The sequence below is a fragment of the Georgenia sp. EYE_87 genome, from assembly GCF_023148685.1.
GTDB lineage: Bacteria > Actinomycetota > Actinomycetes > Actinomycetales > Actinomycetaceae > Georgenia.
Genome location: NZ_JAHXNL010000009.1, coordinates 50,702 through 75,859, shown reverse-complemented (window position 1 = coordinate 75,859; position 25,158 = coordinate 50,702). Strand labels below are relative to the sequence as shown.

Genomic DNA, 25,158 nt, shown 5'->3' with positions numbered 1-25,158 from the left:
GAGCGTGACGTGCCCGCTCACCCCCGGAGCAGGGTGCCCTGGCCGGTGAATTCCTTCGAGCTCACACGGCGCCCGGACACCGCCAGCAGCAGCGCGATCGCCGTTCCGCGTACCTCCTCGCCCACGCCCAAGACGAGGTCGGTGTCCGTGGCCGCCAGGCGCAGCCCCTGCGCACGTTCCCGGCCGCCACCGTACTTCACGCTGGTGCGCAGCTGGTGCCGGAGCGCGACGGCGACGTGGTCGGCCGGGTAGGCCCGGCGGATGCCCAGCGGGCGCCGGATGTCCTCCCCGTGCACGAACGCCTCCACCAGGCGGGTGGCAGGCGGCGCCGGCGCGCTGGTGGTGCGCCCGCTGACGGCCCGGAACGCCTCGAGCGTGCGGCCCGGGTCCGCGGTACGCTCCCGCGCGACGCCCCGGGCGTTGAGCCGGTCGAAGTCGAGGCCCGCGGCGAGGAGGCCGCGGACGAAGCTCAGCCGGGTGGTCCTCGCGTCGTCGACCAGGTGGGCGAGCACGTCGTGGACGTCCCAGCCGGGGCACAACGACGGCGTGGCCCACCGCTCGGCCGGGAGCCTCCGGAGGTCCTCGGCCAGTGCCGCGCGCTCGGCGTGAACCACGGCCCAGATCTGGCTAGCGCCCATCGGGGTCCTTCCGCGGGGGCGCGTCGATCGCCCCGGCGATGCGCTGCTCGAAGGCGTCGGTGGTGGCGGTCGGCAGCACCACCAGCCCCTCGAGCTCCCGCATCGCCCGCTTGTAGGCGGACTGCCGCTCGGCGTGGGTGGCCGCCGGGTCGTCGGCGAGCGCGATGAACTTCTTCGCGCGGGTCAGCGCCTGCTGCTCCACCACGGTGAAGTCCGACGTGCGGCGCCGCCGCGCCTCCTGCTCGGCCAGGTCGAAGGTGGTCTCGAAGTGGCGCACGGCGTCGCGGTACTCGGTGAGCCGGCCGGGATCCTCCAGCTCGGCGGCGTCGTCGGGGCGCAGCGCGTCCGCGTCCCGCTTGGCGCGGTGGAAGTCGAGCGTGAGCGGCTCGCGCATGTCGGTCATCAGCGGGAAGTCGATGAGCTTGGCGACGTCGAGCTCGTAGTCCAGCCACCGCCTGTTGACCGCCCGGTGCCGGGCGAGCGTCCGTTCGATCTCGCCCTGCGTCACCCGGGCCTGCTCGGCCGCGGCGGCGCGGGCGCCGTACTTGATCCGGGCCAGCTCGATCTTGTCCTCGCGACGCCGCTCGTCCCACTTGCGGGCGTTGCGCATGAACGCGCTGACGGAGCCGCCGAGGGCCCCGCCGATCGGGAAGACGAGCCACCAGTAGTTCCCGATGAACTCGTAGAAGTCCACGCGCGGCAGTCTAGGGGCGCCCCCGGCCGCCGGGCCGCCGCCGCCCCGCGATCAGGCGGTGAACGGCTCGACGACGAGCCGACCCCAGACCACGGCCGCCGCCAGCGTGAGGTAGACGACGTTGCCGGCGATGTTGGGCAGCTCACCGCGGCGCAGGTGGACGACGGCGGCGCCGAGCATCAGCAGCACGAGGCCGACGGCGGCCAGCGGCGCGAGGACCGGGGCGACGCCGACGAGCGGCGGCACGACCAGCCCGATCGCGGCGAGCACCTCCAGCACGCCGATGGCCTTGATCGCGCCGGGGCCGAAGTCCTCGGTCCACGCCGCCAGGTCACGCCCCCGGATCCGGCCGGCGGCCCGGATCCTCTCCTTCGGCAGGACCACCTTCAGTCCCCCGCCGAGCAGGAACACGGCGGCAAGCAGGCCGGCGACGATCCACAGAAACACGTCCATGACGCGTCTCCCTCCGGGTCGGGAGCGCCGGGGTCCCGCTGCCCAGATGTGGGGGTCTCCGGACGCTCTTGCGTCACCCCCTAGGACGAGGCAGGGCGCCGGATTGTGACGTCTGGCCCGACGGCGACGCCGCCCGTCCCTGTCCCCTACCTCCTGTTCGGGGACAGCCGGTCGTCCAGCTCTTCGATCTTGGCCGCCACTGCCGCCAGGGCCCTCACCGTCGCCCGCCCGATCGATCTGAGCGGTCGGGGCACGATCTGCGATCGCCTCTCGACAGGGACCAGGGTGACCGCGACGGCCACCGCCGCCACTGCGACCGCGACGCAGCGCAACAACCCGTTGAGGGGCGAGGTGTCGTGGGATCCCCAAAGGAAGAGGCTGATGATGAACTCCGGGAACGGTTGCGCCACCGTCACAGCCGCCCAGAACACCGCTACGATCCGGCCGTCGCGGCCGCCGCGGTGCCAGGCCAGGACCGCCAGGGCGGGCGTGGCCAGCACTGCCAGGGCGGGCGTGGCCAGCGGCGTGAGGAACGTCAGCGAGCTCGCGGCGAGCCAGTCGCCGAACCCGACCGGCTCGCCGGCCAGCCCGCTCCGCAGGACCGGCACCCCCGTCCCCACCATCGCCGCGGCGAAGTTCGCACCGCCGACCACGCTGAGCAGCCGGACGTACCAGCGACCCGCCACGGACAGGGCGACCAGCCCCACGCCGACCCCGAGGGCCATCAGGCTGAGCCCCTCCCGTTGCGCCGCGTCAGCGATCGGCACCCAGGGGTCGGCGGGTACGTCGTAGTCGTACAGGTGGTCCTGCACCGCATAGCACGCCAGGGTGCTGTCCTCGGGCAGCCCGGCCAGCGGTGGATCCCCACCCACGAAGCACACGCCGAATCGTGACCACGCCGCCTGCCAGCCCAGCGCGACCGACGCGCCCAGCAGCAGGACCGCCGCGACACGAAGCAGGACCCCGACCACCACCCCGGCGGTCCGCATGCCGCGCCTCGTGCGCGGGAAGGTTTCGGTGACCATCGCCGCTCCGTCCCAGGAGGAGGAACCCACATGGTCCCGGCTGAGAGCGCCGGCGCGCCGGCGAACGGGACCCGATTCCCGTCCTCTCCCGTTGCACTGTGGAGGAAGGGCCACGTCCAGAAGACATGAGGTCGTTCGGGCACGCCCGAGCTGATCAGCGGTCGGCTACCTGGCGGGGAATCGACTCCGCAGCGCGGCGTGCACCGCATCGGCGTACGGCTCGGCACCCGCGACCGCGTCCTCCAGCGTCCGCAGGATCTCCGCCGTCCCGGCCCCCGTGACCGCGGCGGCGGACCCGGCGATGACGTCGTGGGCGAGGAGGAGCTCGATCGCGAGTAGGTCCTCGAGCATGCCCAGCGCCTGGTCCGTGCGGCGGACGGCGAGCGGGGCGCCGGTGCCGTGGTCCTCGACGCCGAGGTCGAGGGGCGGGGTGTCCAGGGTCGCGGGGGCTGCGGCCTGCACGAGCTCGGGGAGCAGGGCCGCCGCGGTGTACCGCAGCTGGACGCCGTAGGGCGGGGACGGCGGCGGCGCGCCCTCCGACGGCGGCCGCGGCGTGCCCTCCGACATCTGCCGGAAGAACGCCTCCCAGAGGTGGGCCATCCGACGCTCGCTGAGCTGACCCACGTGGGCGAGCGCGACGCGCACCGCGTCGAACCCGATGGCGAGCACCATGGGATGGAAGTTCCCGTTGCTGATGAGCACGCCGTCGTCCACCGACACGAGTGGGTTGTCGGCGGCGGCGTTGAGCTCGGTGGTCACCGCGCTTCGGGCCGCCGCCACGTACTCGCGCAGCGCGCCGTGGACCTGCGGGACGACGCGGAACGACAACGCGTCCTGGACGGAACGGGCGCCGCCCGGTCCCGTCAGCGCGCTTCCCGCGAGCACGCCGCGGAGGTGGTCGGCGGCGGCGGTCTGCCCGGCGATCCCCTTGGCCCGGGCCACGGCGGGGTGGAGCACCGAGACGTTGGCGCCGGTCGCCTCCATCGAGAGCGCGGCGGCGAGGTCCGCCGCCTCGGCGGCCCGGTCGGCCCGGTCGACGACGAGGGCTGCCTGGCCGACGGACACGGCGTTGGCCGAGATCAGCGCGAGACCGTCCTTGCCGCCGAGCACGAGGGGCGTGATGCCTGCCCGCCGCAGCGCCTCCCCGCCGGGCAGCAACTCACCGCGGTACTCGGCGCGGCCGGCGCCGACGGCCACCTGCGCCATGCTCGCCATCGGCCCGAGGTCGCCCGCACCGACCGAGGAGATCTCCGGGACCACCGGATGGACGCCCGCGTTGAGCATCGCCACCAGGACCTCGGCGACCGGAACGCCGGCGCCCGACCCGCCGCGCGCGATGCCGTTCAGCCGCACGGCGAGCGCCGCGCGGATGACGTCGGTGGGCAGCGCCGCACCGATCCCGCCGCTGTGGGACATGACGAGGAAGAGCTGCTCGCCGCGGATCTCCTCCTCCGTGAGCCGCGTGTCCTTGCCGTGGCCCACCTGGGTGGTCAGCCCGTAGACCGCCTCGCGGGTGTCCAGCACCCGGTCCACGACGGCCCGGCCCGCGGCGATCCGTCGGCGTGCGCCGTCGTCGAGCTCCACCCGCGAGCCGCGGACGACGGCGAGCAGCTCCTCGACCGTCATCGGTGACTCCGTGATCGTCACGACGGTCATCGCTGTCCCTCCGGTAGAGCCCGCATGCCGACCCGCCCACGGGGCGAGCGTGAGCGGTCCCCGGGAGACGCCAGTCTCCACCGTCGCGCCATCGAGGAGAAGGTTTACGGAGACCGCGCGCGACCAACCTCGGGCGGGCAGGTCCGCGCCCCTCGCCTACCGTGGGGCGATGGACGACGCCGCACGGGCCCGTTTCGCCGCGGCCCGGGTCGGCCGGCTGGCGACGGTGACCCCCGCAGGCGACCCGCGCGTCGTGCCGGTGGCCTTCGCCCTCGTCGGTGACGTCGTCTGGACGGCGGTCGACGCCAAGCCGAAGTCGACCCGCAGACTGCAGCGGCTGGCCAACGTCGCCGCGCACCCGTCGGTCAGTCTCCTGGTGGACCACTACGAGGAGGACTGGTCGGCGCTGTGGTGGGTGCGCGCCGACGGGACGGCGAGCGTCGTGCCGGTGGACGGTTCGCGCGAGGTGCGCGCCGACGGGACCGCGAGCGTCGTGCCGGCGGACGCGACGTCCGAGGTGCACGCGGCGCTCGCCGCGCTGGCGGCGAAGTACCCGCAGTACGCCGACCCGCCGGCCGGGCCGCTCATCCGCGTCGCCGTGACCACGTGGCGGGCCTGGTCCGCCGTCCCAGGACGGCCCGGGCCCCCGGCATGACGGGAGGCGACGACGGCGGCCACCCGGCCGTCCAGCCTGACGGCCCGGGGACGGGCCTGTGACGAGGCTGTGAGCGCCGGCGGCCATCTGAGCACCGGAGCTCGGCCGAGCTCCGGCGCCCGGCCGAGCTCCGGCGCCCGGCCGAGCTCCGGGAGCCTCTGGCCGTGAGTTCCGGGCCGCGCACGGGCGCCCCCATTTCTGGGTAGGGCGCCGGCAGAGTTGGGCGGGCGGCACCGATGTCCCCGCACAGGGGCGCGGCCTACCTTCGCTGGCATCGGACCACCAGAGGAGGACCCGATGTCCACGACAGTCACCAACGGCATCGACGTCGACCGGCTCCTGGCGACGATCGACGCGATCAAGGCCGAGCCGGAGCTCGCGATGTTCACCTTCCGGGCCACGACGTCGTGGGTGGACGGCACCCACAACGTCGGCCGGATCGGGCACTTCGTCCACGCCGGCGCGCCGGACGAGAGCAGGGCGGCCCCGTTCACGCTCGACGGCGACGAGCCACCCGTCCTGCTCGGCGCCAACCGCGGCCCGAACGCCGTCGAGCTCGTGCTGCAGGCCCTGGGCTTCTGCTACGCCGTCGGCTTCGCGGCCAACGCCGCCGCCCGGGGCATTGAGATCAGCTCGATGCGCTACGAGGTCGAGGGCGACATCGACGTTCGGGCGTTCCTCGGCCTGGCCGGGCCGAGGGCGGGGTTCTCCGCCGTCCGCGCCCACCTCACGGTCTCGAGCCCGAACGCCGACGACGACCAGCTCGCCGAGCTGTGCCGGTACGTCCAGGAGACCTCGCCGGTGCGCGACATCCTCGCCAACCCGGTGCCGGTCACCACCACCCTGGAGGCCCGGCGGGCGACGACGGAGGTGCGGTCATGAGCCTTCGCACCGCCGTCGACGTCGTCGACCTCGAGGCCCGGGTCAAGGCGATGTACAGCGCGGTCGCGACGCACCCGGAGGCCGCCTACCACTTCGAGCTGGGCCGCCCCCTCGCGGAGCGGCTCGGCTACCCGGCCGAGACGCTGGACCGGCTCCCGGCCGCGGCGGTCGACTCGTTCGCCGGCGTCGGCTACTTCTTCGACCTGGCGGACCTCCGCCTCGGTGAGGCGGTGCTGGACCTCGGCTCGGGGTCGGGCACCGACTCCTTCGTCGCGGCCACCCAGGTCGGGCCGACCGGCCGGGTGGTCGGGGTCGACCTGACGACGGCGCAGCTGGCCAAGGCCGCCACGCTGGCCGCGGGAGCGGGGCTCGCGGTCGAGCTGGTCGAGGGTCGGATCGAGGACCTGCCGTTCCCGGACGCCTCCTTCGACGCCGTCATCTCCAACGGCGTGGTCAACCTCTCCCCGGACAAGGCCCGGGTGTTCGCCGAGGCCGCCCGGGTGCTGCGGCCCGGGGGCCGGCTGGTGCTGGCGGACATCGTCAGCGAGACCGCGCTCGGTGACGCCATCACCGCCGACGCCGAGCTGTGGGCCGCGTGCATCGGCGGCGCCGCGCAGGTGGAGGAGTACCTCGGGGCGATCGAGGCCGCCGGCCTGCAGGTGGAGCGGCGACGGGACAACCCCTACCGGTTCGTGTCGGCGCGGGCGCAGCGGGCGAGCAGTCGGTACGGGGTGCGCAGCGTGACCGTGCTGGCGCGCAGGCCCCTCAGCCGTCCGGCCTGAGCAGCCGCGTCCGTCAGCCGCCCGGTCTGAGCAGCTCGTGGGCGCGGCGCGCGGCCTCCCGGCGGTCGTGCGCCCCGAACTTCGCCAGCACCGCGGCCACGTGGTGCTCGACGGTGCGCCGGGACAGGAACAGCCGCTCCGCGATCTCCGCGTTGCCCAGGCCCTCGACGAGCAGCGCGGCGATCTCGCGCTGGCGTGCGGTCAGCCCGGCCGGGTTCGCGCGGGTGGCCACGTTCGGCCCGCGGGGCACCGGCACGCCCAGACCGTGCAACCGCTCGCCGACCCGGCGCACGAGGGGCTCGGCCCCCAGCGTGCGGGCGAGCTCGAGCGCTCGGGTCAGGGCCTCCTCCGTCCCGAGCAGGGACAGCATCAAGGCCTCGTCGTAGCGCCACCCGACGGCGCCGAACGCCTCGGCGGCGGCGCCCCAGTCTCCCCGCGCCATGGCCGCGAACGGCTCCGGGCCCGCGCCGGCGGAACCCGGCGGCTGGCCGCCGACGGCGAGCCGGGGCGGCTCCTCGGCGGCGGCGGGCCCCGGCGGCTCCCTGGCGACGGTGATCTCCGACGGCTCCGCGGCAACCGCGGACCAGGCGGCCACCCGGTCCCGGCCCCATCCCCCGGGCGTCCCGGCCTCGCGGAGCAGCTCCACCACCCGGTCCAGCCGGTGCAGCGGCATCGGGCCGCCACGGGTCAGGGCCCACTCGACCTCGAGCTCGAGCACCGGCTCGATGCGCTGGAGCTCGCCGGTGGGCTCGGTGCGCCGGGCCAGGTCCGCCAGGAGCTCCGCGGCCTCCGGATCTCCCCGGCGCACGGCCAGCTCGGTCAGGACGGTGCGGGCGAGGAGCTCGGCGACGTTGCTCCCCGTGGCGAGCTCGGCACGCGCCAGCCGCTCCGCCTCGTCCCACTCCCCCGCCCTCAGCCGCAGCCAGGCCAGCAGGGCCCGGCAGTACGAGAGCAGGGTGTCGACCTGGTGCTCGTCCGCGTACGCGACGGCACGCTCGGTCGCGCGCAGGGCCGGCGCCGGGCGTGCCCAGCACAGCAGGGAGTAGCCGAGGTTGAGGAGGGCGCGCACCGCCTCGTGCCGGTCGCCGGCCGCGTCGGCCACCCGGAACGCCTCCTCCAGCGTGCTGGTGTCGGCCGGGTCCGCCTCGATCCGGACGGAGCCGATGTTGACGAGGGCGTGCGCGCGGGTGGACTCGTCGCCGATGCGGGCGGCGAGGTCGAGGGCCCGCCCGCCCCAGTCGAGCGCCTCCTCCGCCCGGTCGGCGAGCATGGCGAGCTGGGACAGCCCGCTGCAGGCGCGGGCCAGCTCGGCCGAGTCGCCGAGCGGCTCGAGGATGGCCACCGCCTCGCGGGCCCGTTCCTCGGCGGCGGCGCCGTCGCCGGCGTACCAGTGGTACCGCGACAGCAGCCGCGTGCAGCGCCCCACGTCCGCCGTCCGGCCCAGCTCCCGGTAGAGCGCCGCAGCCCGGCGGACCGCGGGGAGGGCGTCCTCGAGGTGCCCGGCGACGTAGGCGGCGCCGGCCAGCTCCTCGAACAGGGCGGCCCGCTCCGCCGTCGCCAGCCGGTCGGCGAAGTCGGCGGCCCGGCGGTAGTGGGCGTACGCCTCGCGGTTCGACTCCAGGGCGGCGGCGCGGCGGGCCGCGGTCAGCACGTGCTCGGCGACGGCGTCGACGTCGCCCGCCGCCTCCGCGTGGTGGACCAGCTCGGCCGGGTCGGCCCCGCGGCGCCGGAGCGCCGCCAGGATCCGGGCGTGCAGCAGGCGACGGCGCGCGACCGGCAGGGCGGAGCGCACCGCCGCGCGGGCGAGCTCGTGGCGGAACCGGACGTCCCGCTCGGAGACCGTGAGCAGCCCCGACCGCTCCGGCTCCTCGGCCGCCGTGGCCCACCCGGGCAGCACGTCGTCCAGCACCGCGGTCGCCAGCCGGGTCGGGACCACCGAGACGAGCTCGACCAGCTCCCGGGCGCCCGGCGTCAGCCGCGCCGCACGGCCGAGGACGGCGTTGGAGACCGACGGCGGCAGCTCCTCCCCCGCGGACGTGACCAGCTCCGTGACGAAGAACGGGTTGCCGCCGGTGAGCGCGTACACCCGGCCGGCGTCGGTCCCGGCCAGGGCTGCGACGGCGTCGGGCGAGAGCGGCGCGGGGCGCAGGTGGACGAGGTTCCCGGCGGGGACCGCGCCCAGCGTGGCGTGGACGCGGTGGCCGGGCGGGACCTCCCCGGCGCGGAGCGTGAGGACGAGGAGGGCGGGCAGGGTCGCGATCCGGCGCCCGATCACGGCGACGAGGTCGAGCGTGGCGTCGTCGGCCCAGTGGAGGTCCTCGACCACGAGCACGACGGGGCCGGGTGGACGGGTCAGCTCGGCGAGCACGAGCGAGTGGATCTCCTGGGTCGCCTGCCCGGACAGCGCGTCCCTCAGCGGGGCGCCGACGTCGCCGGCGACGTCTCGCAGCGGCCCCAGCGGGCGGGGCACGCGCAGGTCGTCGCAGGCGCCCCACAGCACCCGCGCGCCCGACGCGGCGTCGCGGACGAATCGCGTGACGAGCGCGGTCTTGCCGATCCCCGGCTCCCCCGAGACGAGGACCACCGAGCCGCGCCCGCCGGCCGCGTCGTCGCGGGCCAGTGTCAGTGCGGCGAGCTCCTCGTGCCGTTCGAGGAGATCCACGACCCCACGATAGGTCGCGCGTTGGTCAGGAGAAGTACATCACCGTCGAGGAGCGGGCCCGGTCGTTCCAGCCGTAGGGCACGAGGCTCGGGACGAAGGAGCGGCCGGGCAGCCAGAACCAGTTCCCGCCGAGGTTCTGCTGGTCGCACAGGATGTAGATCGGCTTCTCACCGCTCAGGAGCGCGTCGACGCAGGAGATCCTCCGGTCCGCGCTGATCCACCCCCACCACATGAAGCCGCAGGCCATGAGCTGGCTGAGGTTCCAGGTGAGCTTGCCGGACTCCAGGATCCGCCAGGAGCAGCCGCCCCAGTCGATGTGCTCGTAGAAGTCGAGGTAGCCGCCGCCCGGCGGGACGCCGCCCGGGTAGGAGGCGGCCGCGGCGTACGACGCCGCGCCCTGGGCGAAGAGCTTGGGGTTGACCGTGGTGACGCCCGGTGGTGCCTCGTCGGGCTCCGCGAGCTTCTCGCGGCGCCGGCGCTCCGGGATGAGCGCGCGCTTGACGGTCCCGGCGAAGTACTCCTCGGCGTCGCCCTGGCGGGTGAAGACGTTGAGCATCGTGCCGCTGGCGGCGTCCTCGTCCAAGACATAGTGCAAGCGCACGTCCTTGAGCTCGACGATCGAACGCGGGTCCTCCTCGCTGCCGTCGATGGACAGCGGCATCCGCGGTGGCCGCTGCACCGGAGCGTCGGGCGGCCGGGTCGCGTTCACAGCACCCGCCGGGAAGGGCTGGCCCGTGAGGCCCGCAGGAACGGCCTGCCCCGTGAATCGAGACTGCTGACCACCGCACCCGTCGCACATGATGTCCCCCGACAAGATCGAGCCACCGTTGGCTCGGCCGGACGTCGTTGTCCGGCCGTGAACCCAGCGTAGGGAGGACCGGCGGCCCAACGGTCGTGCGACCGCGAGCAGTGGCGGTCACGACAGGTTCCTGCCACCGACCGCCGGAAGGCCCGCCTCACGCCGTCGCCGGCGACCCGGTGGAGCAGCCGCGCGTGCGGCGGTGATTGCGATTCGTCCGCAATTCGCGGCAACCTCTTGTCCCGGGGACCGGCGACGTCGACACTGAGAGGCAGCACTCGTCAACACTGAGAGGCAGCACTCGTCAACGTCGACGCAAGTGGGTGCGGTCATGGCCATCGTGACACCTCCGACCGATCCGCGCGGGACCCAGGCAGAGGGTCCGCCCGGCGCCTCGGGCGCGGTCTCCGGCGACGGCTCCGCCCCCGACGGGCGTGCCGGCGGACCCGAGCAGGGCCCCTTCCCCGAGGAGCTCGACCACCAGCGCGAGCTCGCCGTCCGGCGCATGGAGGAGCGGTCCGGCGAGCGCAGCGAGCACGAACAGCAGCTCCGCGGCCCCGCCGGGCTGGCCGCGGCCGACGACCCTGATCGCATCGCGAAGCGGCTCGGCCGGCTGCGCACCTACTTCGCCAACGCCGAGGAGAGCCCGCTCGCCGACGCCCTGGCCGAGTCCCCGCTGGAGTCCCTGCCCACCGCGAACGGGGTGAGGGAGGACGAGCGGGCCACGGCCGAGCTGCTCGAGAAGGTCATCAACACCGCCGACTTCCTCGGCGTGCGCTACCTCGAGTCCGGCGTCGAGGCGCAGCGCCCGATCGGCCGGGTGCACATGCGCGACGCCCGCGCGGTGGTCCACGGCTACGGCACCGGCTTCCTCGTCTCCCCGGCCCTGCTGCTGACCAACCACCACGTCCTGCCCGACGCGGACGCCGCCCGCACCGGCGTCGTGGAGTTCAACTACCAGGACGGCGTCGACGGGCTCCCCCTGCCCACCGAGATCCTCCCCTTCGACCCGGAGGCCTTCTTCCTCGCCGACCGCGACCTCGACTTCGCGCTCGTGGCGGTCGACGCACCGCCGGAGGTGCTCGCCCGCTTCGGGTACAACAAGCTCATCGCCGCCCAGGGCACGGTCATCATCGGCGAGTCCGTGACGATCGTGCAGCACCCCGGCGGCCGCCGGAAGCAGATCGTGCTGCGCGAGAACCGGCTCATCGACATCCCCGAGCTCGTCCTGCACTACTCCGCCGACACCGAGCCCGGCTCGTCCGGGTCGCCGGTGTTCAACGACCAGTGGGAGGTCGTCGCGCTCCACCACGCCAGCGTGCGGACGCCCCAGCACGTGCCCGCGTACACGTTCCTCAACGAGGGCATCCGGATCAGCCGCATCCTGCGCTGCCTCGAGTCCAGGCTGCCCGACCTGCCGGCGCCCTGGCGACCGAGGGCGCAGGCGGTGCTCGACGCCGAGAGGGCGGACGCCCCCCGCCCGGTGCCGCTGCGGACGCCGCGCGCCACCCACGGCCCGACGGCGGACTCCGGGCAGGCGACCGAACGGTCGGCCGAGTCCCCGCCGGACCGCTCGGCGGACGCCGTGGCGGCGCAGGTGCGGGCCGCCGGGGCCCAGGCCCTGAGCCTTCCGGCCACGCTCCCCGCCGCGGGGCCCGGCGGCGCCGCCGGCTCGGTGACGTTCGAGGTGCCGCTGCGCATCACGGTCGAGCTCGGCCCGGCGCCCGCCGTGACCCCGCCGGCCCCCGCCACGCCCACCCCCGCCACGCCCGCCCGCGCAGCAACGGCGGGCCCGCCCTCCCCCGCGGACGTGCCGTCCGCCGTCGCCCCGGCGATCACCGGCGACGCCGGGACGGCGTCCGCGGAGGCCATCGCCATCGACCCGGACTACGCCTCTCGGGCCGGGTACGACCCGCACTTCCTGGGCGGGGGCCACGAGCTGCCGCTGCCGGTGGTCGGCGCCGACCTGGCCGCGGTCGCCTCCCAGGAGCTGCGGTACCACCACTTCAGCGTCGTGATGCACCGGCCGCGCAGGCTCGCGCTCTTCACCGCGGTCAACATCGACGGCAAGCTCGCACAGCGGCCGAGCCGCGAGCGCGACCGCTGGTACCTCGACCCGCGGCTGCCGGCCGAGGAGCAGGCCGGCGAGGAGGTCTACCGGGACAACCCGCTGGACCGCGGCCACCTCGTGCGGCGCCTCGACCCGGCGTGGGGGCCGGTCGCGAAGGCCGCCAACGACGACACCTTCCACTTCACGAACTGCACCCCGCAGCACCACGACTTCAACGCCGGGCAGACCCTCTGGCTCGGCCTCGAGGACTACATCCTGCACAACACCGACACCGCCGACCTGCTGGTCAGCGTCGTCACCGGGCCGGTGCTCGACCCCGACGACCCGCCCTACCGGGGCGTCCGCCTCCCGCGGCAGTTCTGGAAGGTCGTCGCCATGGTCACCACCGCCGGGCGGCTCTCCGCCACCGGCTACCTGCTGAGCCAGGCCGCGCTCCTCGACGAGGTCGCCGAGGGTGCCGAGGCCTTCTCCTTCGGTGCCTACCGCACCTTCCAGGTCCCCGTCCGCCGGATCGCCGCCCTGACCGGCCTCGGCTGGGACCCCTACGTCGCCGGGGACCCCCTCGACCTGCTCGAGGCCGTGCCCCTCCCGCGCGAGATCCTGCGCCCCGACGACCTCGTCCTGACCGCGCCGTGACCGACCGAGGCTGACCCATGTCCTCCACCGACCCCACCCTCCAGCAACCGCCCACCCGGCGCTCCTGCGGCGCCATGGACGTCCACCGCCGCCTGCTCACCACCTCCGAGGCGTACCGCGCCGCGCGGTCCGAGCTCGAGAACCTCACCATCGAGCTGGAGTCGAGCCTGGTGCTCGACGCCCGCGAGATCGCGCGTATCCCCGTCGTCGTCCACGTGGTCTCGTCCTCGCCCGAGGACGAGGTCTCGGACGAGCAGATCCGCACGCAGATCGACGTGCTCAACCAGGACTTCCGGGCCGCCAACCCGGACGTCGCCGACGTGCCCGACGCCTTCCGGGACCTGGTCGCCGACACCCGCGTGGAGTTCTACCTCGCGACGACGGACCCCGCGGGCCAGCCGACCACCGGCATCACCCGCCGGATGACGACCGTGCGGTCCTTCAGCACCGACGACGCCGTGAAGTTCACCGACAGCGGCGGCGCCGACGCCTGGCCCGCCGAGAGGTACCTGAACATCTGGGTCTGCACGCTGCGCGACGGGCTGCTCGGCTACGCCCAGTTCCCGGGCGGCGAGGCCGCGACCGACGGCGTCGTGATCACCTACACGGGCTTCGGCACCACCGGCACCGCGCGGGCGCCGTTCAACCTGGGCCGCACCGCCACCCACGAGGTCGGCCACTGGCTCAACCTGTTCCACATCTGGGGCGACGACGGCACCGGCTGCCACGGGAGCGACGAGGTGGACGACACCCCCAACCAGGCCGGACCGAACACCGGCGTGCCCACGTTCCCGAAGCGGTCCTGCGGCAACGGCGCGAACGGCGACCTGTTCATGGACTACATGGACTACACCGACGACGCCGCGATGGTCATGTTCACCACCGGCCAGGCCACACGCATGGCCGTCTGCCTCGACACGGTCCGCCGCGGCCTGTGGACCGGGACGGCCGGCCCGGACGGGGTGCCCCAGCCGACCGTCGAACCAGCGGTCCCGGCGCCGCGAGGCGAGGCCGTCACGATGGGCACCCCGACGGTGGTCGCCTCCGGGGAGCGCATCGACGTCTTCGTCGTCGGGCCGGACTCCGCCCTGCACCACAAGTGGTTCGACGGGCAGGCCTGGCACCCCTCGCAGACCGGCTGGGAGAGCCTCGGCACGCCCGACGGCGCCGTCCCCGCGCAGGTCCCGGGCAAGCAGGTCGCCGCGCAGGAGGCCCCCGCACAGGAGGTCGCCGGCCAGCCGGCGGTGACGGCACCGGCCCTCCAGGCCCACCCATGACCGTGCCGGCCGGACGCTGGGGCCGCTCCCACGAGGAGGACCACGACGGCGTGGAGGTCTACCGTCCGGCCGGCTTCGACTTCCCGCCCGCCCGGGGCCGGGCGTGGATCGAGGTGCGGCCGGACGGGACGTTCGTCGAGCTCGCGCCCGGGCGGGCGGACGCCCCCGAACCGGTCGGGGGCACGTGGGTGCTCGGGTCCGACGCCGGGCTCGAGAGCGCCCCGGCGGACGCCCGGGTGGCCGACGTCGTCCACGCTGCCCCCGACCGCCTCGAGCTCCGGCGGCCGGCATGAGCGCCACGGCAGCGGGCCCGCCCGGGGTGCGGATCGGCGACGAGACCGTGCCCTGGCCGGTCGGCAACGGCTCGCCGGCCGACGGCGGAACGCCCGACGTCGTCGCCCGCGCCGCCGCTGCGCTCGGTCACGGCACCGCCGCGGCGCTCGGCACCGGCACCGCCGGGCCCGGCACCGTCGGCCCCGCCGGGCTGAGCCTGGTGCAGCAGGTGGGGCGGTCCTTCCAGGACGCCTACCCCGACGTGCGCGTGCTCGCCGACCATGGACGCCACCTCCTGGTCCGGACGGGTGAGCTGCCGCCGGGCGTCGGGGAGGGTGAGGGCCTGCACTGGCGCGTCCTCCCGCTCGAGCCGGGCGCCGTCGTCGTCGACCGGCCGGCACCGCAACGGCGGCGGTGGGCGCCGGGCACCGGTGAGCTGCTCGACACGCTCTCCGAGCGGGACTACACCGACTGGCTCGAACGGCTGACCGCGCCGCACACCCGGCACTCCCTCCGGCCCGGGTTCACCGAGACGGCGGCCACGGCGGGCGCCGCGCTCGCCGCGCTGGGCTACGACGTCGCGCACGAGGACATCACGGTCGGCCCGGTCGGGCGCAGCGAGAATGTCGTCGCGCACCGGCACGGGACCGGGCCGTCGCCCCGCCGGCTCGTGGTCCTCACGGCGCACCTGGACTCCGTCAACCACGCCGACGGGCCCGACGGCGCCGCCCCCGGCGCGGACGACAACGCCAGCGGCGCCGCCGGGGTGCTGGAGGTCGGCCGGGCCCTCGCGGCGCTGGACCACCACCACGACCTGCGGCTGATCCTATTCGGCGGCGAGGAGCAGGGCCTGCACGGCAGTCGCCAGCACGTGGCCGCCCTGGCGGAGCCGGTGCGCCGGCGCATCACCACCGTGATCAACCTCGACATGGTGGCCAGGCGCAACACCGCCGCGCCGGGCGTGCTGATCGAGGGCGCCCCGGTCTCCCGGGCGCTCCTCGACGACCTCGTCGCCGCCGCCGCGACGTGGACGGATCTGACCGTCACGACGTCGCTGAACCCGTTCGCCAGCGACCACGTGCCGTTCATCGACGCAGGCCTCCCGGCCGTGCTGACGATCGAGGACAACGACCGCGCCAACGCCGACGTCCACACCGCGCGGGACGTGCTCGCCACGCTGGAGCCGGCCCTCGCGCTGAAGATCCTGCGCATGAACCTCGCGGTGCTCGCCGACCGCCTCACGGCACCAGGATGATCTTTCCTCTCGCCGCCGAGCTCTCCAGCAGCTCGTGGGCACGGCGCGCATCGGACAGCGGCAACCGTTCAGCCACGACCGGACGGATCGAGCCCCGGCGAAGCAGCTCCAGCAGGGCGAGGAAGTCCTCGCGGAACCAGTCGGGGCGACGGGGCCCTCCTCCGACCAGACGCGCCGGGCGGCGTCCGGCCACGGGGAGGAGCTGGCGACTGTCGCGCAGCCGCTGGATCCGGTACACCAGCACGCGCCGGTCCCGCGACAGCAGGCCCTCGAGCGCCACGGCCGCCGTCGTCCCGAACCAGACGAACCACCCGCGCCAGCTCTTCCGCCCGCCCGCCATCGTGGCGTAGTGCCCGTACAGGACGAGCCGACCGCCCGGCCGCAGCGCGCGGAACGAGCGCAGCGAGATGCCGCCGCCGAACCCGTCGAGCGCGACGTCCACGCCGTCGCCGGTCAGCTCGTGCACCCGGGCCACGAAGTCCTCGCTGCGGTAGTCGATCGCCACGGCGCCGAGCCGCTCCACGGCGTCCCGGTCGTGGCCCGACGCGGTCCCGTACACGCGCACGCCGGCCAGGGCGCCCAGCTCGAGCACCGCGGCACCCACGCGGCCGGCAGCGCCGTGGACGAGCACCGTCTCCCCCCGGCGCACCTCGGCCGCACGGTGCAGCAGCTGGTACGCGGTCGTGTAGGTCAGGACGAGGCTCACCACCTCCGCAGGGTCGAGGTCCCCGGGCACCTCGACCGCCTCCGTCTCCGGCACGCAGACGCGTTCCGCGTAGGCGCCGTAGGCGGTCAGCGCGGCCACCCGGTCGCCGACCCGCAGCCGCGAGCAGCCGGGCCCGAGCTCCTCGACCACGCCGACGAGCTCGTAGCCGGGCGTGAACGGCGGTCTCGGCACACCCAGGTACGTGCCGGCGCGCAGCAGGGCGTCGGTGAAGGACACCCCGGCGGCCAGGACGCGGACGAGGACCTCGCCGGCACCCGGCCGGGGTTCCCGGCTCTCGACCACCCGCAGGACCTCGGGACCGCCGAAGCGGTCGACCACGACGCGCCTCATGGGTTCAGGCATACGTCACACCGTGCGACCGGGGACAGGGACCTTGGGCCCTGGTGGCGCCGGCGGGCGCGGACGGACCCTGGAAGCCCGACCGCAGGGGCGCGTGGTGCAGGTGGCTCGGACGCAGGTGGAGCGGCTCTTCCCGCCGGGAAGAGTCGTCGCGCTCGTCCTCGTCGCGGTCCTCGTGGCGGCCCTGGTCCAGCTGCGTCTGTCGGCGCAGCCGGATCAGCTCACGGTGCCGCCGGGCGCCGCCGCCGGCGACCTCTCCCTGGCCCCGTGCGAGTACCGCGGGGAGGGCGGCGTCCGGGCAGCCGACTGCGGCACCCTCGTCGTCGCGGAGCACCCGGCGGACCCGGCCTCACGCATGATCGCACTGCCGCTCGTCCGCGTCCGGGCGAGCTCCGACGACGCGGCGGAGCCGGTCCTCTACCTCACCGGCGGCCCCGGCCAGTCGAACCTGGCCCTGCCCTTCGCGGACCGGTACGCCGAGCACCACGACGTCGTGCTCGTCGGCTACCGGGGGGTGGACGGCTCCGTGCGGCTCGAGTGCCCGGAGGTCGACTCGGCGATCCGGCGCACCACGGACATCCTCGGCGAGGCGTTCTTCCGCGAGGCCGGCCGGGCGTACCGCGACTGCGCGGACCGGCTGACCGAGGAGGGGATCGACGTCGCCGCCTACGGCCTGGTCCAGCAGGTCGACGACCTGGAGACGGCTCGCGTGGCCCTCGGCTACGACCGCGTCAACCTCCTCAGCGAGAGCGCCGGGACCCGCACCGCCATGATCTACGGCCTGCGCCGGCCGGGCAGCATCCATCGGTCGGTGATGATCGGGGCCAACCCGCCCGGTGCGTTCCTGTGGGACGCCGGGACCACCGACGCCCAGATCGGCCGCTTCGCCACCCTGTGCGCGGAGGACGAGGGCTGCCGGGCGCGCACGGACGACCTCGCGGCCACGATGCGCCGGACGGCGGCCGAGCTTCCAGACCGCTGGCTGTTCCTGCCGGTCAAGGAGTCGAACGTCCGGACCCTCTCGCTCTTCGGGCTCTTCGAGACGGCGCCCGGCGGCGTGGCCTCGGCACCGACGATGATCGACGCGTGGCTCTCGGCGAGCGAGGGAGACGCCAGCGGCCTCTGGTTCGCCTCGGTGCTGGCCGACGTCATGCTGCCCGAGCTCTTCGTGCGCGGGCAGTACGCGTCGGCCGCCTCGCTCGACGACGAGGCGGCGCGGCGGTACTTCGCGGGCGGCGTCGGGGACCTGACCAATCTCGGCCGGGCCGCGACGGCGTTCGGCTGGGGCGGGGGCCTGCTCGCCGACGCGTGGCCCGCCGCGCGGGAGACCGACCAGTACCGCCGCCTGCGCACGTCCCAGGTCGAGACGCTCGTGATCAGCGGCGAGCTGGACGTCTCCACCCCGCCGCAGGTCGCCGAGGCGGATCTCCTGCCGTACCTGCCCAACGGCCGGCACGTCGTCCTGCCCGGCTTCGGCCACACCGGCAGCGTGTTCGGCGAGCAGCCGGAGGCCGGCACCTGGCTCATCAACGAGTACTTCGACACCGGCACCGTCGACGACTCGCGCTACCAGCCGCAACGGCTCGACCTCACGCCCGACAGGACGCACGGCGCGGTGGCGAGGACGATCGTCGGCCTCATGGTGGGCCTCGGGGCGCTGACCGTGGTGATGCTGCTCCTGCTGGCCCGTCGGGCACGCCGGACCCCCGCGCCGGCCGCGCGCCTGTGGGTGGCGGCGCTGCTGCGGTCGGTCGGGGCCGTCATCCTCGGCGCCGGCGGCTGGTGCCTCGGCGCGCTGGTGGTGCTCACGTTCCTGCCGGGTGCGCGCGTCGACGACCAGGTGGTGGTCGCCCTCTCCGTCGGCACGGCCGTCGGCCTCGGCACGTATCTCGCGTGGACCCGCCCCGGCCGGTCCGCCCGGCAGCGGCGTGCCGGGGTGGCCGCGGCGGCCGTGGGCGCCGGCGTCGGCGCCTGGCTCGGGTACGACGCCGGAACCGGGCTGACCGTCCTGGCCGGGGCGGTCCTCGGCGCGGTCGCCGGCGCCAACCTCGCGCTGATCCTGCTCGACGTCGGGCTCAGCCGTCGGCTCTGGTCCGGCGGGCCCGCGCGTGGGACACTCACGGCGACGGGCAGCGTCGCCCGACACAACCACGGGAGCGCGTGATGGCACAGCCTCTCGGCCACCTCGTCGTGGTCGTCCCCGGGATCATGGGCAGCGTCCTGGAGGACCGCGACGGCCGGGAGGTGTGGTCGACCTCCCTGCGTGCGGTCATCGGCGGCCTGCTGACCTTCGGCCGGCGGATCCGGGCGCTGGAGCTGCCCGCCGGCGTGGGCGACGACCACCCCGGCGACGGCGTCCGCGCCACCGCCCTCATGCCGGACCTGCACGTCGTCCCGGGCCTGTGGAGCGTGGAGATCGGCTACGCGGCGCTGCGCGAGTGGCTGCGCCGGACCTTCGACGTCGTCACCCTCGCCGAGGCCACCGCCGAGCGGCCCGCGAACTACCTGGAGTTCCCCTACGACTGGCGCCTGTCCAACCGGTACAACGCCCGGGCGCTCGGGGACGCCGTCGAGCCGGTCCTCGAGCGGCTGCGTGCGGTCCCCGGGAACGCGGACGCGGGGATCGTGTTCGTCGCGCACTCCATGGGCGGGCTGGTGGTGCGCTACTACGTCGACGTCCTCGGCGGCCACGAGGTCACCCGCAAGGTGGTCACCCTCGGCACGCCGCACCGGGGAGCGCTCAACGCGCTGGAGTCCCTCGTCAACGGGGTCCGCAAGGGCTTCGGGCCTGTCGGAACGGACCTGAGCGCGTTCTCCCGGAGCCTGCCCGCGCTGTACCAGCTGCTGCCGGAGTACGCGTGCATCGTCGGGCCGTCGGGGCTGCTGAAGACCACCGAGACCACCGTCCCCGAGCTCGACACGGCGATGACGGCGGACGCCATGGCGTTCCACCGTGAGCTCGAGGACGGGGCGCGGGGCACCGCGGCGATCGTCGACGCCCACCCCGTGCTCGCCCGCACCCAGCCCACCGCGACGACGGCGCGGCTGGTCGACGGACGGGTCGAGCCGCTGCTGACCATCGACGGGCAGGACCAGAAGGGCGACGGCACCGTCCCCCGGCTGTCCGCCGCGCCGTACGGCGTCGCCTCCGACGACCCGATCCTGCGCTACGTCATGGACAAGCACGGCCACCTGCCGGCGAGCGACGTCATCCAGGTGGAGCTCGAGGGGGTGCTCACCGGCTCCCCCGACATCCCGCGCCGGGTCGAGCCGTTCCGGGTGGGGGTGCTCGCCCAGGACGTCCTGCTGGCCGGCGAGCCGCTCGAGGTCACCGTCACGGCCGTGCCGGGACTGGCGATCGAGGTCGTCCTCGACGGCGCGGACGGCGCGGCCCCCGGCGTGCCGGCCGAGCGGCGGGAGCTGCTCGACGACGGCGACGGCGTCTACCGGACGACGTTCGCAGCCCCGCCGCCCGGCGGCTACGAGCTGCGCGCCCGGGCGACGGCGGCCGCCGAGCGGGACGCCGTCGTCACGCCGATCGCGGTGTTCGCACCGGTCTGACCCCACCGGCGTCAGCGCCGCCGGTACGGCCGGCCCCACGGGACGGCCAGGGCCGCCTCGGGCGCGTCGAGCTGGGGCTGCTGGTAGAACCGGTCGGCGGCCAGCCGCTCGCGGACGCGGCGGAGCACCTCGCCCCGGGACGCCTCCGGGTCGGCGCGCAGCGCCTCGACGAGAAAGTGCGTGCACGCGCCGGAGTACCGGCCGTCGAAGAGCGCGTCCGACGCCGTCTCGTCCGAGCGGCACGCCGCCAGCAGCACGTGCGGCGGGGCCTGCGGCCGGTCCGGGCCGCTCGACCCGGCGGACGGCGTCCCGGCCGTCGCGTGGGCCTGGCCGGCGGACCGGGCTGCCTCCGCCGGCGGCGGGAGGAATCGCGGGATGCGCGTCGGCGAGAGCACCTCGAGCCCGGAGCCGCTGTGGCAGGTGTCGAGGACGACGTCGAGGAGCACCTGCTCGGGAACGCGGGCGAAGAGCGCACGCAGCTCGTCGTCGAGGATGAGGGTGTCCTGGCTCCACCGCTCCCCGTCCTGCTCGAGGTCGCTGGTCGCGAACGCCTCGTCGACCCGGTCACGCTCGTCGCCGGTGGTGTCGACCACCTGGGTGCCGTGGCTGGACATCGTGACGACGAGGTGGTCGACCTCCCCCGCCGCGGCGGCCGCCACGAGGTCGCGCAGGGCACCGAGGACGGCGGTGCGGGTGGCGGCGTCGTCGGTCAGCACGGTGACCTCGTCCGGCGCGAAGCCGTACTGGCCGGTCAGGAGCGCCCGGTAGTCCTCGGCGTCGTTGACGCACCCCCGCAGCCAGAGATGCTCCGGCATGCGCCCGAAGCGGTTGATCCCCACGCACAGCGCCCGTCTCGTCATGACCGCCTCCGTGCTCGTCCCGGCGCCCGCCGGTCGCCCCCTCTGCGTGGAGAGACCAAGGCCAATGGTACGAGCGGGCCGAGGCGAGGCCCCGTCTCGCCTACCCACCCTCACTGGGCAGAACACCTCGCGGCGCACCCTGTTCGCACGGGGCTCACCGGCGTAGCATCGGACCCGGTCCCCCCGACAACCGCCGGGATGACCCTCACCGACGGTGGTGGAGGCGTGGCATGACGCGCCGTAGCGGGTTCATCAGCTACTCCCGCGTCGACGAGACGTGCGCCGCCGAGCTGGAGAGCGACCTCGCCTCGCTCGGTGTCGACGCCTGGCGCGACCAGAAGCTCTCGGGCGGGCAGGCGTGGTGGGACACGGTGCTGGCGTCGATCGAGGCCGCCGACGTGTTCGTCTTCCTCATCAGCGTGTCCTCGCTCGAGTCGTTTCCCTGCGCGCGCGAGCTCGAGTACGCCGCTGCCCTGGGCAAGCAGATCCTCCCGGTGCGGATCGACCTGACCGTCGAGCCACGGCGCACCTCTCCCCTGCTCGCCTCCCTCGAGTGGACCGACTACCTGCCCGCCGACAAGCCGTCCTACCTGCGCCTGCGGGAGGCGGTCGAGCACCTGCCGCCGTCACCTCCGCCCCCCGACCCGCCGCCGGCACCACCGCCCGTGCCGCTGAGCTACACCACCAACCTCATGGCCATGGCGCACCGCGAGCGCGACCTCACCCCGGACGAGCAGTTCAGCCTCCTGCACCAGCTGGAGCACGGGCTGCGCACGCCGGCGGACCGGGAGGAGTGCCTGGCCATCCTGCGGATCCTGCGAGGGCGCCGCGACCTGCTGGCGACGGTCGCGGCGGACATCGACGCACTGCTCGCACCCGCCGGGCCGCCCCGAGCCCCCGCCGGTCCGGCGGCCGGGGCCGGGGCGGGGCACGTCGCGCCGCCCCCGACCGTCCCGCCGGCCCCATCGCCCCACGCCGACAGGACGGCGCCCGACGGGGGCCCGACCCGCGTCGCACCACGGGTCGAGCCGGTGCGGACGGCGGCCGCACCGTCGGGACCGCCGCCCCCACGGGTCGTCGACGGCGGAAGTTGGCAGGGCGCCCCGGGCGCGGTCGCGCCGCCGGCACGGCGGCATCGCGTCTGGCCCGTCCTGGTCCTGACAGTCGTGCTGCTCTTCGGCGGTCTCGTCCTGGCCGGGTCGCTGGTGTCGGGCGGCGGCCCCTCGCCCGACCCGGGGATCCAGACACCTCAGCAGCCTGGGGCTCCTCGTGACCAGGACCTCCAGCCGGCCGACCCCGGCGGTCAGACGGTCGATCTCGGCGGGCAGGAGCCCTCGGTCCCGCAGGGGCCGGGCGACGACGCCGTGCTCGACGACCTGCTCGCCAGGTGCCAGGCCCTGGACATGGCCGCCTGCGACGCGCTCTTCGACAGCGCCGCCCCGGGCACCGAGTACGAGCAGCTCGGAGCGACGTGCGGAGGCCGTCTTCCGCCCGATGGCGGCACGTGCGCGGAGCGCTCCGCCGTCCCCGCCCCGCCCGGCCTGGACCCGACGCTGGACGCACTGTGGAACGCCTGCGCCGCCGGCGACGCCGCCTCGTGCGACACGCTCTTCCTCAGCGCACCCCTGGGCTCGGACTACGAGGCCTTCGGCTCGACCTGCGGGAACCGGGTGCCGCCGGTCGAGGGGTCCTGCGTCGAGGTCGTGGGCTGACGCCGGGCCGGGCGCGCACCGGCCTTGCGCCGGTCACGACGCGTCGCGTTCCCGGGCGAGCGTGGTGCGCAGGACCGCGCCCAGCGCGCCGTCGTCGTCGCCGGGGCGGACCAGGTGCGTCAGCGGGGACTCGGCGACCTGCCGGACGGCCGCGGCGCTGCTCGCGTCGGCGGTGGCGACGTCGTCGGCGAGGCGTCCCGTCCCGGCCAGGACCACGACGGGACGGCCCCGGGCGAGGCTGAGCGCGACGTCGTCCAGGGCGATCGGTCCGCCGTTGACGACGAGGGTGACCGACGGGCGCCCCTGGGCGAGCGCGGTGGCGGCCTCGTCGAGCCAGCGGGACTCGTCCCCCCAGGTCTGACCCGGCACCACGAGGACCAGGTCGTGGTGCCGGTCGACTGCGGCGGCGTCCGGGGCGGCGTCTCCCGGGAACCCCTCGTCGGGCAGGGTCACACAGCCGCGGGCGACCACACCGACCAGCGGGAACGTCCCCCCGGCGGCGTGGTGCGCGGTGCCCATGGCGCGCATCACCCCTGAGTCGGTGCCGCCGTCGACGACCACCGCGCCGGTGCTGGCGAGCACGGGCACGACCTGGTCGGCGAAGACCGCCCGCACGGCCCCCTCCTGCTCCGCGTCCATCCCCCCGGCGCCGCCGACGAGGACGAGCACGGGCCGCCCGCGAGGCCCGGCCAGCGGGGCCAGGACGGCGCGGAGCTCGGCGCTCGAGAAGATCTGCTCCAGGCGAGTCATGATGTGGCGCCGCCGGGGTGCGGTGGCGTGCCCAGGACGCCCGGCGGTTCGACGCCGACGCGGGGCGCGACGAAGTCGGCGGGCGGCGCGGCCTCGCCGGCGCCGTCGTCGACCAGCAGACCCTCGAGGCGTCCCAGCACCACGCCGAGCCCGCGGGCGACCTCGCCGTCGTCCAGCCCGGCCACCACGTCGCGCAGGTCCTGGACCGTGGTCCCCAGCCGCCAGGCCGCGGCGCCCTCGACGGCGACGGCGTCCGCCAGCCGTTGCGCCTCGGCGAGGTCCCCCCGGTGGAAGGCGAGCGCCAGCATCGTGGGGCGCACCCACTCGTCGGCGGTGCCGCGCTCCAGGGCCCGCCGGCACGCCGCCAGCGCCACGACCTCGGCGTCGGCCGCGCGCGCCTCGTCGCCGTCCGCGCCGCGGGCCCGGTAGAGCAGGGGCAGGTTGCTCGTCGGGTAGTAGTCGTTCAGGTCGGCCCGCATGCCGCGCTCGTAGGCGTCGACGGCGAGGTCGAGGTAGCGGCGGCGTTCGGCCGCGCTCGCGGCCACCCGGTAGAGCTGCTTGTACCGGCCGCCGAGCAGGCCGAGCCGCTCGGAGGTCTCGCCGTACCGCCTTAGCAGCGCCTCGAGCTGCGCGACCGCGAACGCCGGGTCCCCGATCTTGGCCAGGGCGAGGCACCGCTGCTCCAGCACCAGCGGGTGCTGGGCCACCTCCGGCGGGAGCCCGGCGGCGTAGTCGAGGACCGCCTGCCAGCCGACGAGGTCGCGCAGCAGCCGCAGCAGCAGCAGGGCGTCCGCCTGGCGCACCGCGTGCTTGTGACCGTGCCGCGCCAGCACCGCCTCGGCCCGGAAGCGCTGCTCGCGCCGCGGCGCGAGGTAGGCGGCCCGGACGTCGGCGTCGAAGGCCATCAGGTCGTCGGCCAGGTCGGCGAAGGCGGCGAACTGCTCCGGGTCCCGCGGCTCGGGGTAGCCGGGCACCGCGGCGAAGACCGGGGAGACGCCGGCCGCGAGCGGGCGCAGCCCCTCGGCCAGGTACCCGCGAGCGACCTCGGCGACCGCGGGCGGGACCGTGCCGTCGGGCAGGGGGAAGCGGACCTGGCGCAGCTGGGCGAGGTCGAAGACCGGCTGCGCCCAGTCCGCGGCCGCGAGCACGCAGCCCACACGGCTGGCGGCGTGGCGCACCCCGACCTCGTAGTAGACGTTGGCGTTGGGCAGGGAGAGGTCGGCGACGACGAGGTCGCCGAGCACGAGCCGCTGGATCATCTCGGTGATGATCAGCGCGCCGACGTCGGCGTCCGCCCGGACCGGCCGGTACCCGAGCTCGGCGAGGACCGGGCGGTAGACGCGGAACCAGAGCAGGTCGAAGTCGATCTCGGAGGGGACGGTGGACTCGCCCCGGCCGGTCGGCTTGAGGTTGAACGGCATCACCATGAACGCCACGGGCTGGGGCACGGT

Annotated in this window: 21 protein-coding genes; 10 read left to right on the top strand and 11 right to left on the bottom strand. The window is 75.3% G+C overall.

The genetic code is table 11. The annotated features are described in order from the left end of the window. Nucleotides 1-17 precede the first annotated feature (17 nt). The 5 genes from KZX45_RS13725 to KZX45_RS13705 all read right to left on the bottom strand — a co-directional run bounded on the left by KZX45_RS13725 (nucleotide 18) and on the right by KZX45_RS13705 (nucleotide 4,466). Nucleotides 18-638, bottom strand: coding sequence for a maleylpyruvate isomerase family mycothiol-dependent enzyme (locus KZX45_RS13725; RefSeq protein ID WP_248258316.1), 621 nt, complete (start codon nucleotides 636-638; stop codon nucleotides 18-20). Next, nucleotides 628-1,332: a hypothetical protein gene (locus KZX45_RS13720; RefSeq protein WP_248258315.1), complete on the bottom strand. Its 705-nt coding sequence runs from the start codon at nucleotides 1,330-1,332 to the stop codon at nucleotides 628-630. The genes KZX45_RS13725 and KZX45_RS13720 overlap by 11 nt, the downstream gene beginning before the upstream one ends. A gap of 51 nt (nucleotides 1,333-1,383) precedes the next feature. After that, the gene (locus tag KZX45_RS13715; RefSeq protein ID WP_248258314.1) at nucleotides 1,384-1,785 is read right to left on the bottom strand and encodes a DoxX family protein; all 402 of its coding nucleotides are present in this window, start codon (nucleotides 1,783-1,785) and stop codon (nucleotides 1,384-1,386) included. A 146-nt stretch (nucleotides 1,786-1,931) separates the two neighbouring features. After that, entirely contained in the window at nucleotides 1,932-2,810 is an 879-nt protein-coding gene (locus KZX45_RS13710; RefSeq protein ID WP_248258313.1) for a hypothetical protein, read from the bottom strand. 165 nt (nucleotides 2,811-2,975) lie between these two features. Next, nucleotides 2,976-4,466 (bottom strand): aromatic amino acid ammonia-lyase, encoded by a 1,491-nt coding sequence (locus KZX45_RS13705; RefSeq protein ID WP_248258312.1) that lies wholly within the window; start codon nucleotides 4,464-4,466, stop codon nucleotides 2,976-2,978. Nucleotides 4,467-4,635: 169 nt separating this feature from the next. Here KZX45_RS13705 and KZX45_RS13700 point away from each other — a divergent pair, with 169 nt between their 5' ends. From KZX45_RS13700 to KZX45_RS13690, 3 genes are all read left to right on the top strand, one after another. After that, on the top strand, nucleotides 4,636-5,121 hold the full coding sequence (locus tag KZX45_RS13700; RefSeq protein WP_248258311.1) for a TIGR03668 family PPOX class F420-dependent oxidoreductase: 486 nt from the start codon (nucleotides 4,636-4,638) through the stop codon (nucleotides 5,119-5,121). A 297-nt stretch (nucleotides 5,122-5,418) separates the two neighbouring features. Then, nucleotides 5,419-6,003 carry an OsmC family protein gene (locus KZX45_RS13695; protein ID WP_248258310.1) on the top strand — a complete coding sequence of 195 codons (585 nt, stop codon included), beginning with the start codon at nucleotides 5,419-5,421 and terminating at the stop codon, nucleotides 6,001-6,003. Further along, nucleotides 6,000-6,785, top strand: a complete 786-nt coding sequence (locus KZX45_RS13690) for a methyltransferase domain-containing protein (protein WP_248258309.1) — start codon at nucleotides 6,000-6,002, stop codon at nucleotides 6,783-6,785. Before KZX45_RS13695 ends, KZX45_RS13690 begins: the two co-directional genes overlap by 4 nt. A gap of 13 nt (nucleotides 6,786-6,798) precedes the next feature. Here the strand turns inward: KZX45_RS13690 and KZX45_RS20330 are convergent, their stop codons facing one another. Both KZX45_RS20330 and KZX45_RS13680 read right to left on the bottom strand, forming a co-directional pair. Then, a complete protein-coding gene (locus KZX45_RS20330) occupies nucleotides 6,799-9,447 on the bottom strand; it encodes a LuxR family transcriptional regulator (protein WP_248258308.1) in 2,649 nt (882 codons plus the stop codon). A gap of 25 nt (nucleotides 9,448-9,472) precedes the next feature. Next, nucleotides 9,473-10,108 (bottom strand): hypothetical protein, encoded by a 636-nt coding sequence (locus KZX45_RS13680; protein ID WP_248258307.1) that lies wholly within the window; start codon nucleotides 10,106-10,108, stop codon nucleotides 9,473-9,475. 469 nt (nucleotides 10,109-10,577) lie between these two features. On the opposite strand from KZX45_RS13680, the gene KZX45_RS13675 reads away from it, so the two are divergent. The 4 genes from KZX45_RS13675 to KZX45_RS13660 are packed head-to-tail and all read left to right on the top strand — an operon-like array spanning nucleotide 10,578 to nucleotide 15,758. Further along, nucleotides 10,578-12,953, top strand: coding sequence for a DNA/RNA non-specific endonuclease (locus KZX45_RS13675; protein WP_248258306.1), 2,376 nt, complete (start codon nucleotides 10,578-10,580; stop codon nucleotides 12,951-12,953). Between the two features lie 17 nt (nucleotides 12,954-12,970). Beyond that, entirely contained in the window at nucleotides 12,971-14,230 is a 1,260-nt protein-coding gene (locus KZX45_RS13670; protein ID WP_248258305.1) for a zinc metalloprotease, read from the top strand. Next, a complete protein-coding gene (locus KZX45_RS13665) occupies nucleotides 14,227-14,523 on the top strand; it encodes a hypothetical protein (protein ID WP_248258304.1) in 297 nt (98 codons plus the stop codon). The genes KZX45_RS13670 and KZX45_RS13665 overlap by 4 nt, the downstream gene beginning before the upstream one ends. Beyond that, on the top strand, nucleotides 14,520-15,758 hold the full coding sequence (locus KZX45_RS13660; RefSeq protein WP_248258303.1) for a M28 family metallopeptidase: 1,239 nt from the start codon (nucleotides 14,520-14,522) through the stop codon (nucleotides 15,756-15,758). Before KZX45_RS13665 ends, KZX45_RS13660 begins: the two co-directional genes overlap by 4 nt. Here KZX45_RS13660 and KZX45_RS13655 read toward each other — a convergent pair. Continuing rightward, nucleotides 15,742-16,827, bottom strand: a complete 1,086-nt coding sequence (locus tag KZX45_RS13655; protein WP_248258302.1) for a medium chain dehydrogenase/reductase family protein — start codon at nucleotides 16,825-16,827, stop codon at nucleotides 15,742-15,744. The genes KZX45_RS13660 and KZX45_RS13655 overlap by 17 nt on opposite strands. A gap of 100 nt (nucleotides 16,828-16,927) precedes the next feature. On the opposite strand from KZX45_RS13655, the gene KZX45_RS13650 reads away from it, so the two are divergent. Together KZX45_RS13650 and KZX45_RS13645 are read left to right on the top strand one after the other, a co-directional pair. After that, on the top strand, nucleotides 16,928-18,988 hold the full coding sequence (locus KZX45_RS13650) for an alpha/beta hydrolase (RefSeq protein WP_248258301.1): 2,061 nt from the start codon (nucleotides 16,928-16,930) through the stop codon (nucleotides 18,986-18,988). Beyond that, complete coding sequence (locus KZX45_RS13645; protein WP_248258300.1) at nucleotides 18,988-20,385, top strand: triacylglycerol lipase; 1,398 nt, start codon at nucleotides 18,988-18,990, stop codon at nucleotides 20,383-20,385. The genes KZX45_RS13650 and KZX45_RS13645 overlap by 1 nt, the downstream gene beginning before the upstream one ends. A gap of 11 nt (nucleotides 20,386-20,396) precedes the next feature. On the opposite strand, the gene KZX45_RS13640 is transcribed toward KZX45_RS13645, so the two are convergent. Further along, nucleotides 20,397-21,245 carry a caspase family protein gene (locus KZX45_RS13640; protein ID WP_248258299.1) on the bottom strand — a complete coding sequence of 283 codons (849 nt, stop codon included), beginning with the start codon at nucleotides 21,243-21,245 and terminating at the stop codon, nucleotides 20,397-20,399. A gap of 230 nt (nucleotides 21,246-21,475) precedes the next feature. Here KZX45_RS13640 and KZX45_RS13635 point away from each other — a divergent pair, with 230 nt between their 5' ends. Continuing rightward, on the top strand, nucleotides 21,476-22,957 hold the full coding sequence (locus tag KZX45_RS13635) for a toll/interleukin-1 receptor domain-containing protein (protein ID WP_248258298.1): 1,482 nt from the start codon (nucleotides 21,476-21,478) through the stop codon (nucleotides 22,955-22,957). Between the two features lie 33 nt (nucleotides 22,958-22,990). Here KZX45_RS13635 and KZX45_RS13630 read toward each other — a convergent pair whose 3' ends face one another. Both KZX45_RS13630 and KZX45_RS13625 read right to left on the bottom strand, forming a co-directional pair. Beyond that, nucleotides 22,991-23,707 carry a hypothetical protein gene (locus KZX45_RS13630; protein WP_248258297.1) on the bottom strand — a complete coding sequence of 239 codons (717 nt, stop codon included), beginning with the start codon at nucleotides 23,705-23,707 and terminating at the stop codon, nucleotides 22,991-22,993. Further along, nucleotides 23,704-25,155, bottom strand: coding sequence for a tetratricopeptide repeat-containing protein (locus tag KZX45_RS13625; RefSeq protein ID WP_248258296.1), 1,452 nt, complete (start codon nucleotides 25,153-25,155; stop codon nucleotides 23,704-23,706). Before KZX45_RS13625 ends, KZX45_RS13630 begins: the two co-directional genes overlap by 4 nt. Nucleotides 25,156-25,158: the final 3 nt, after the last annotated feature.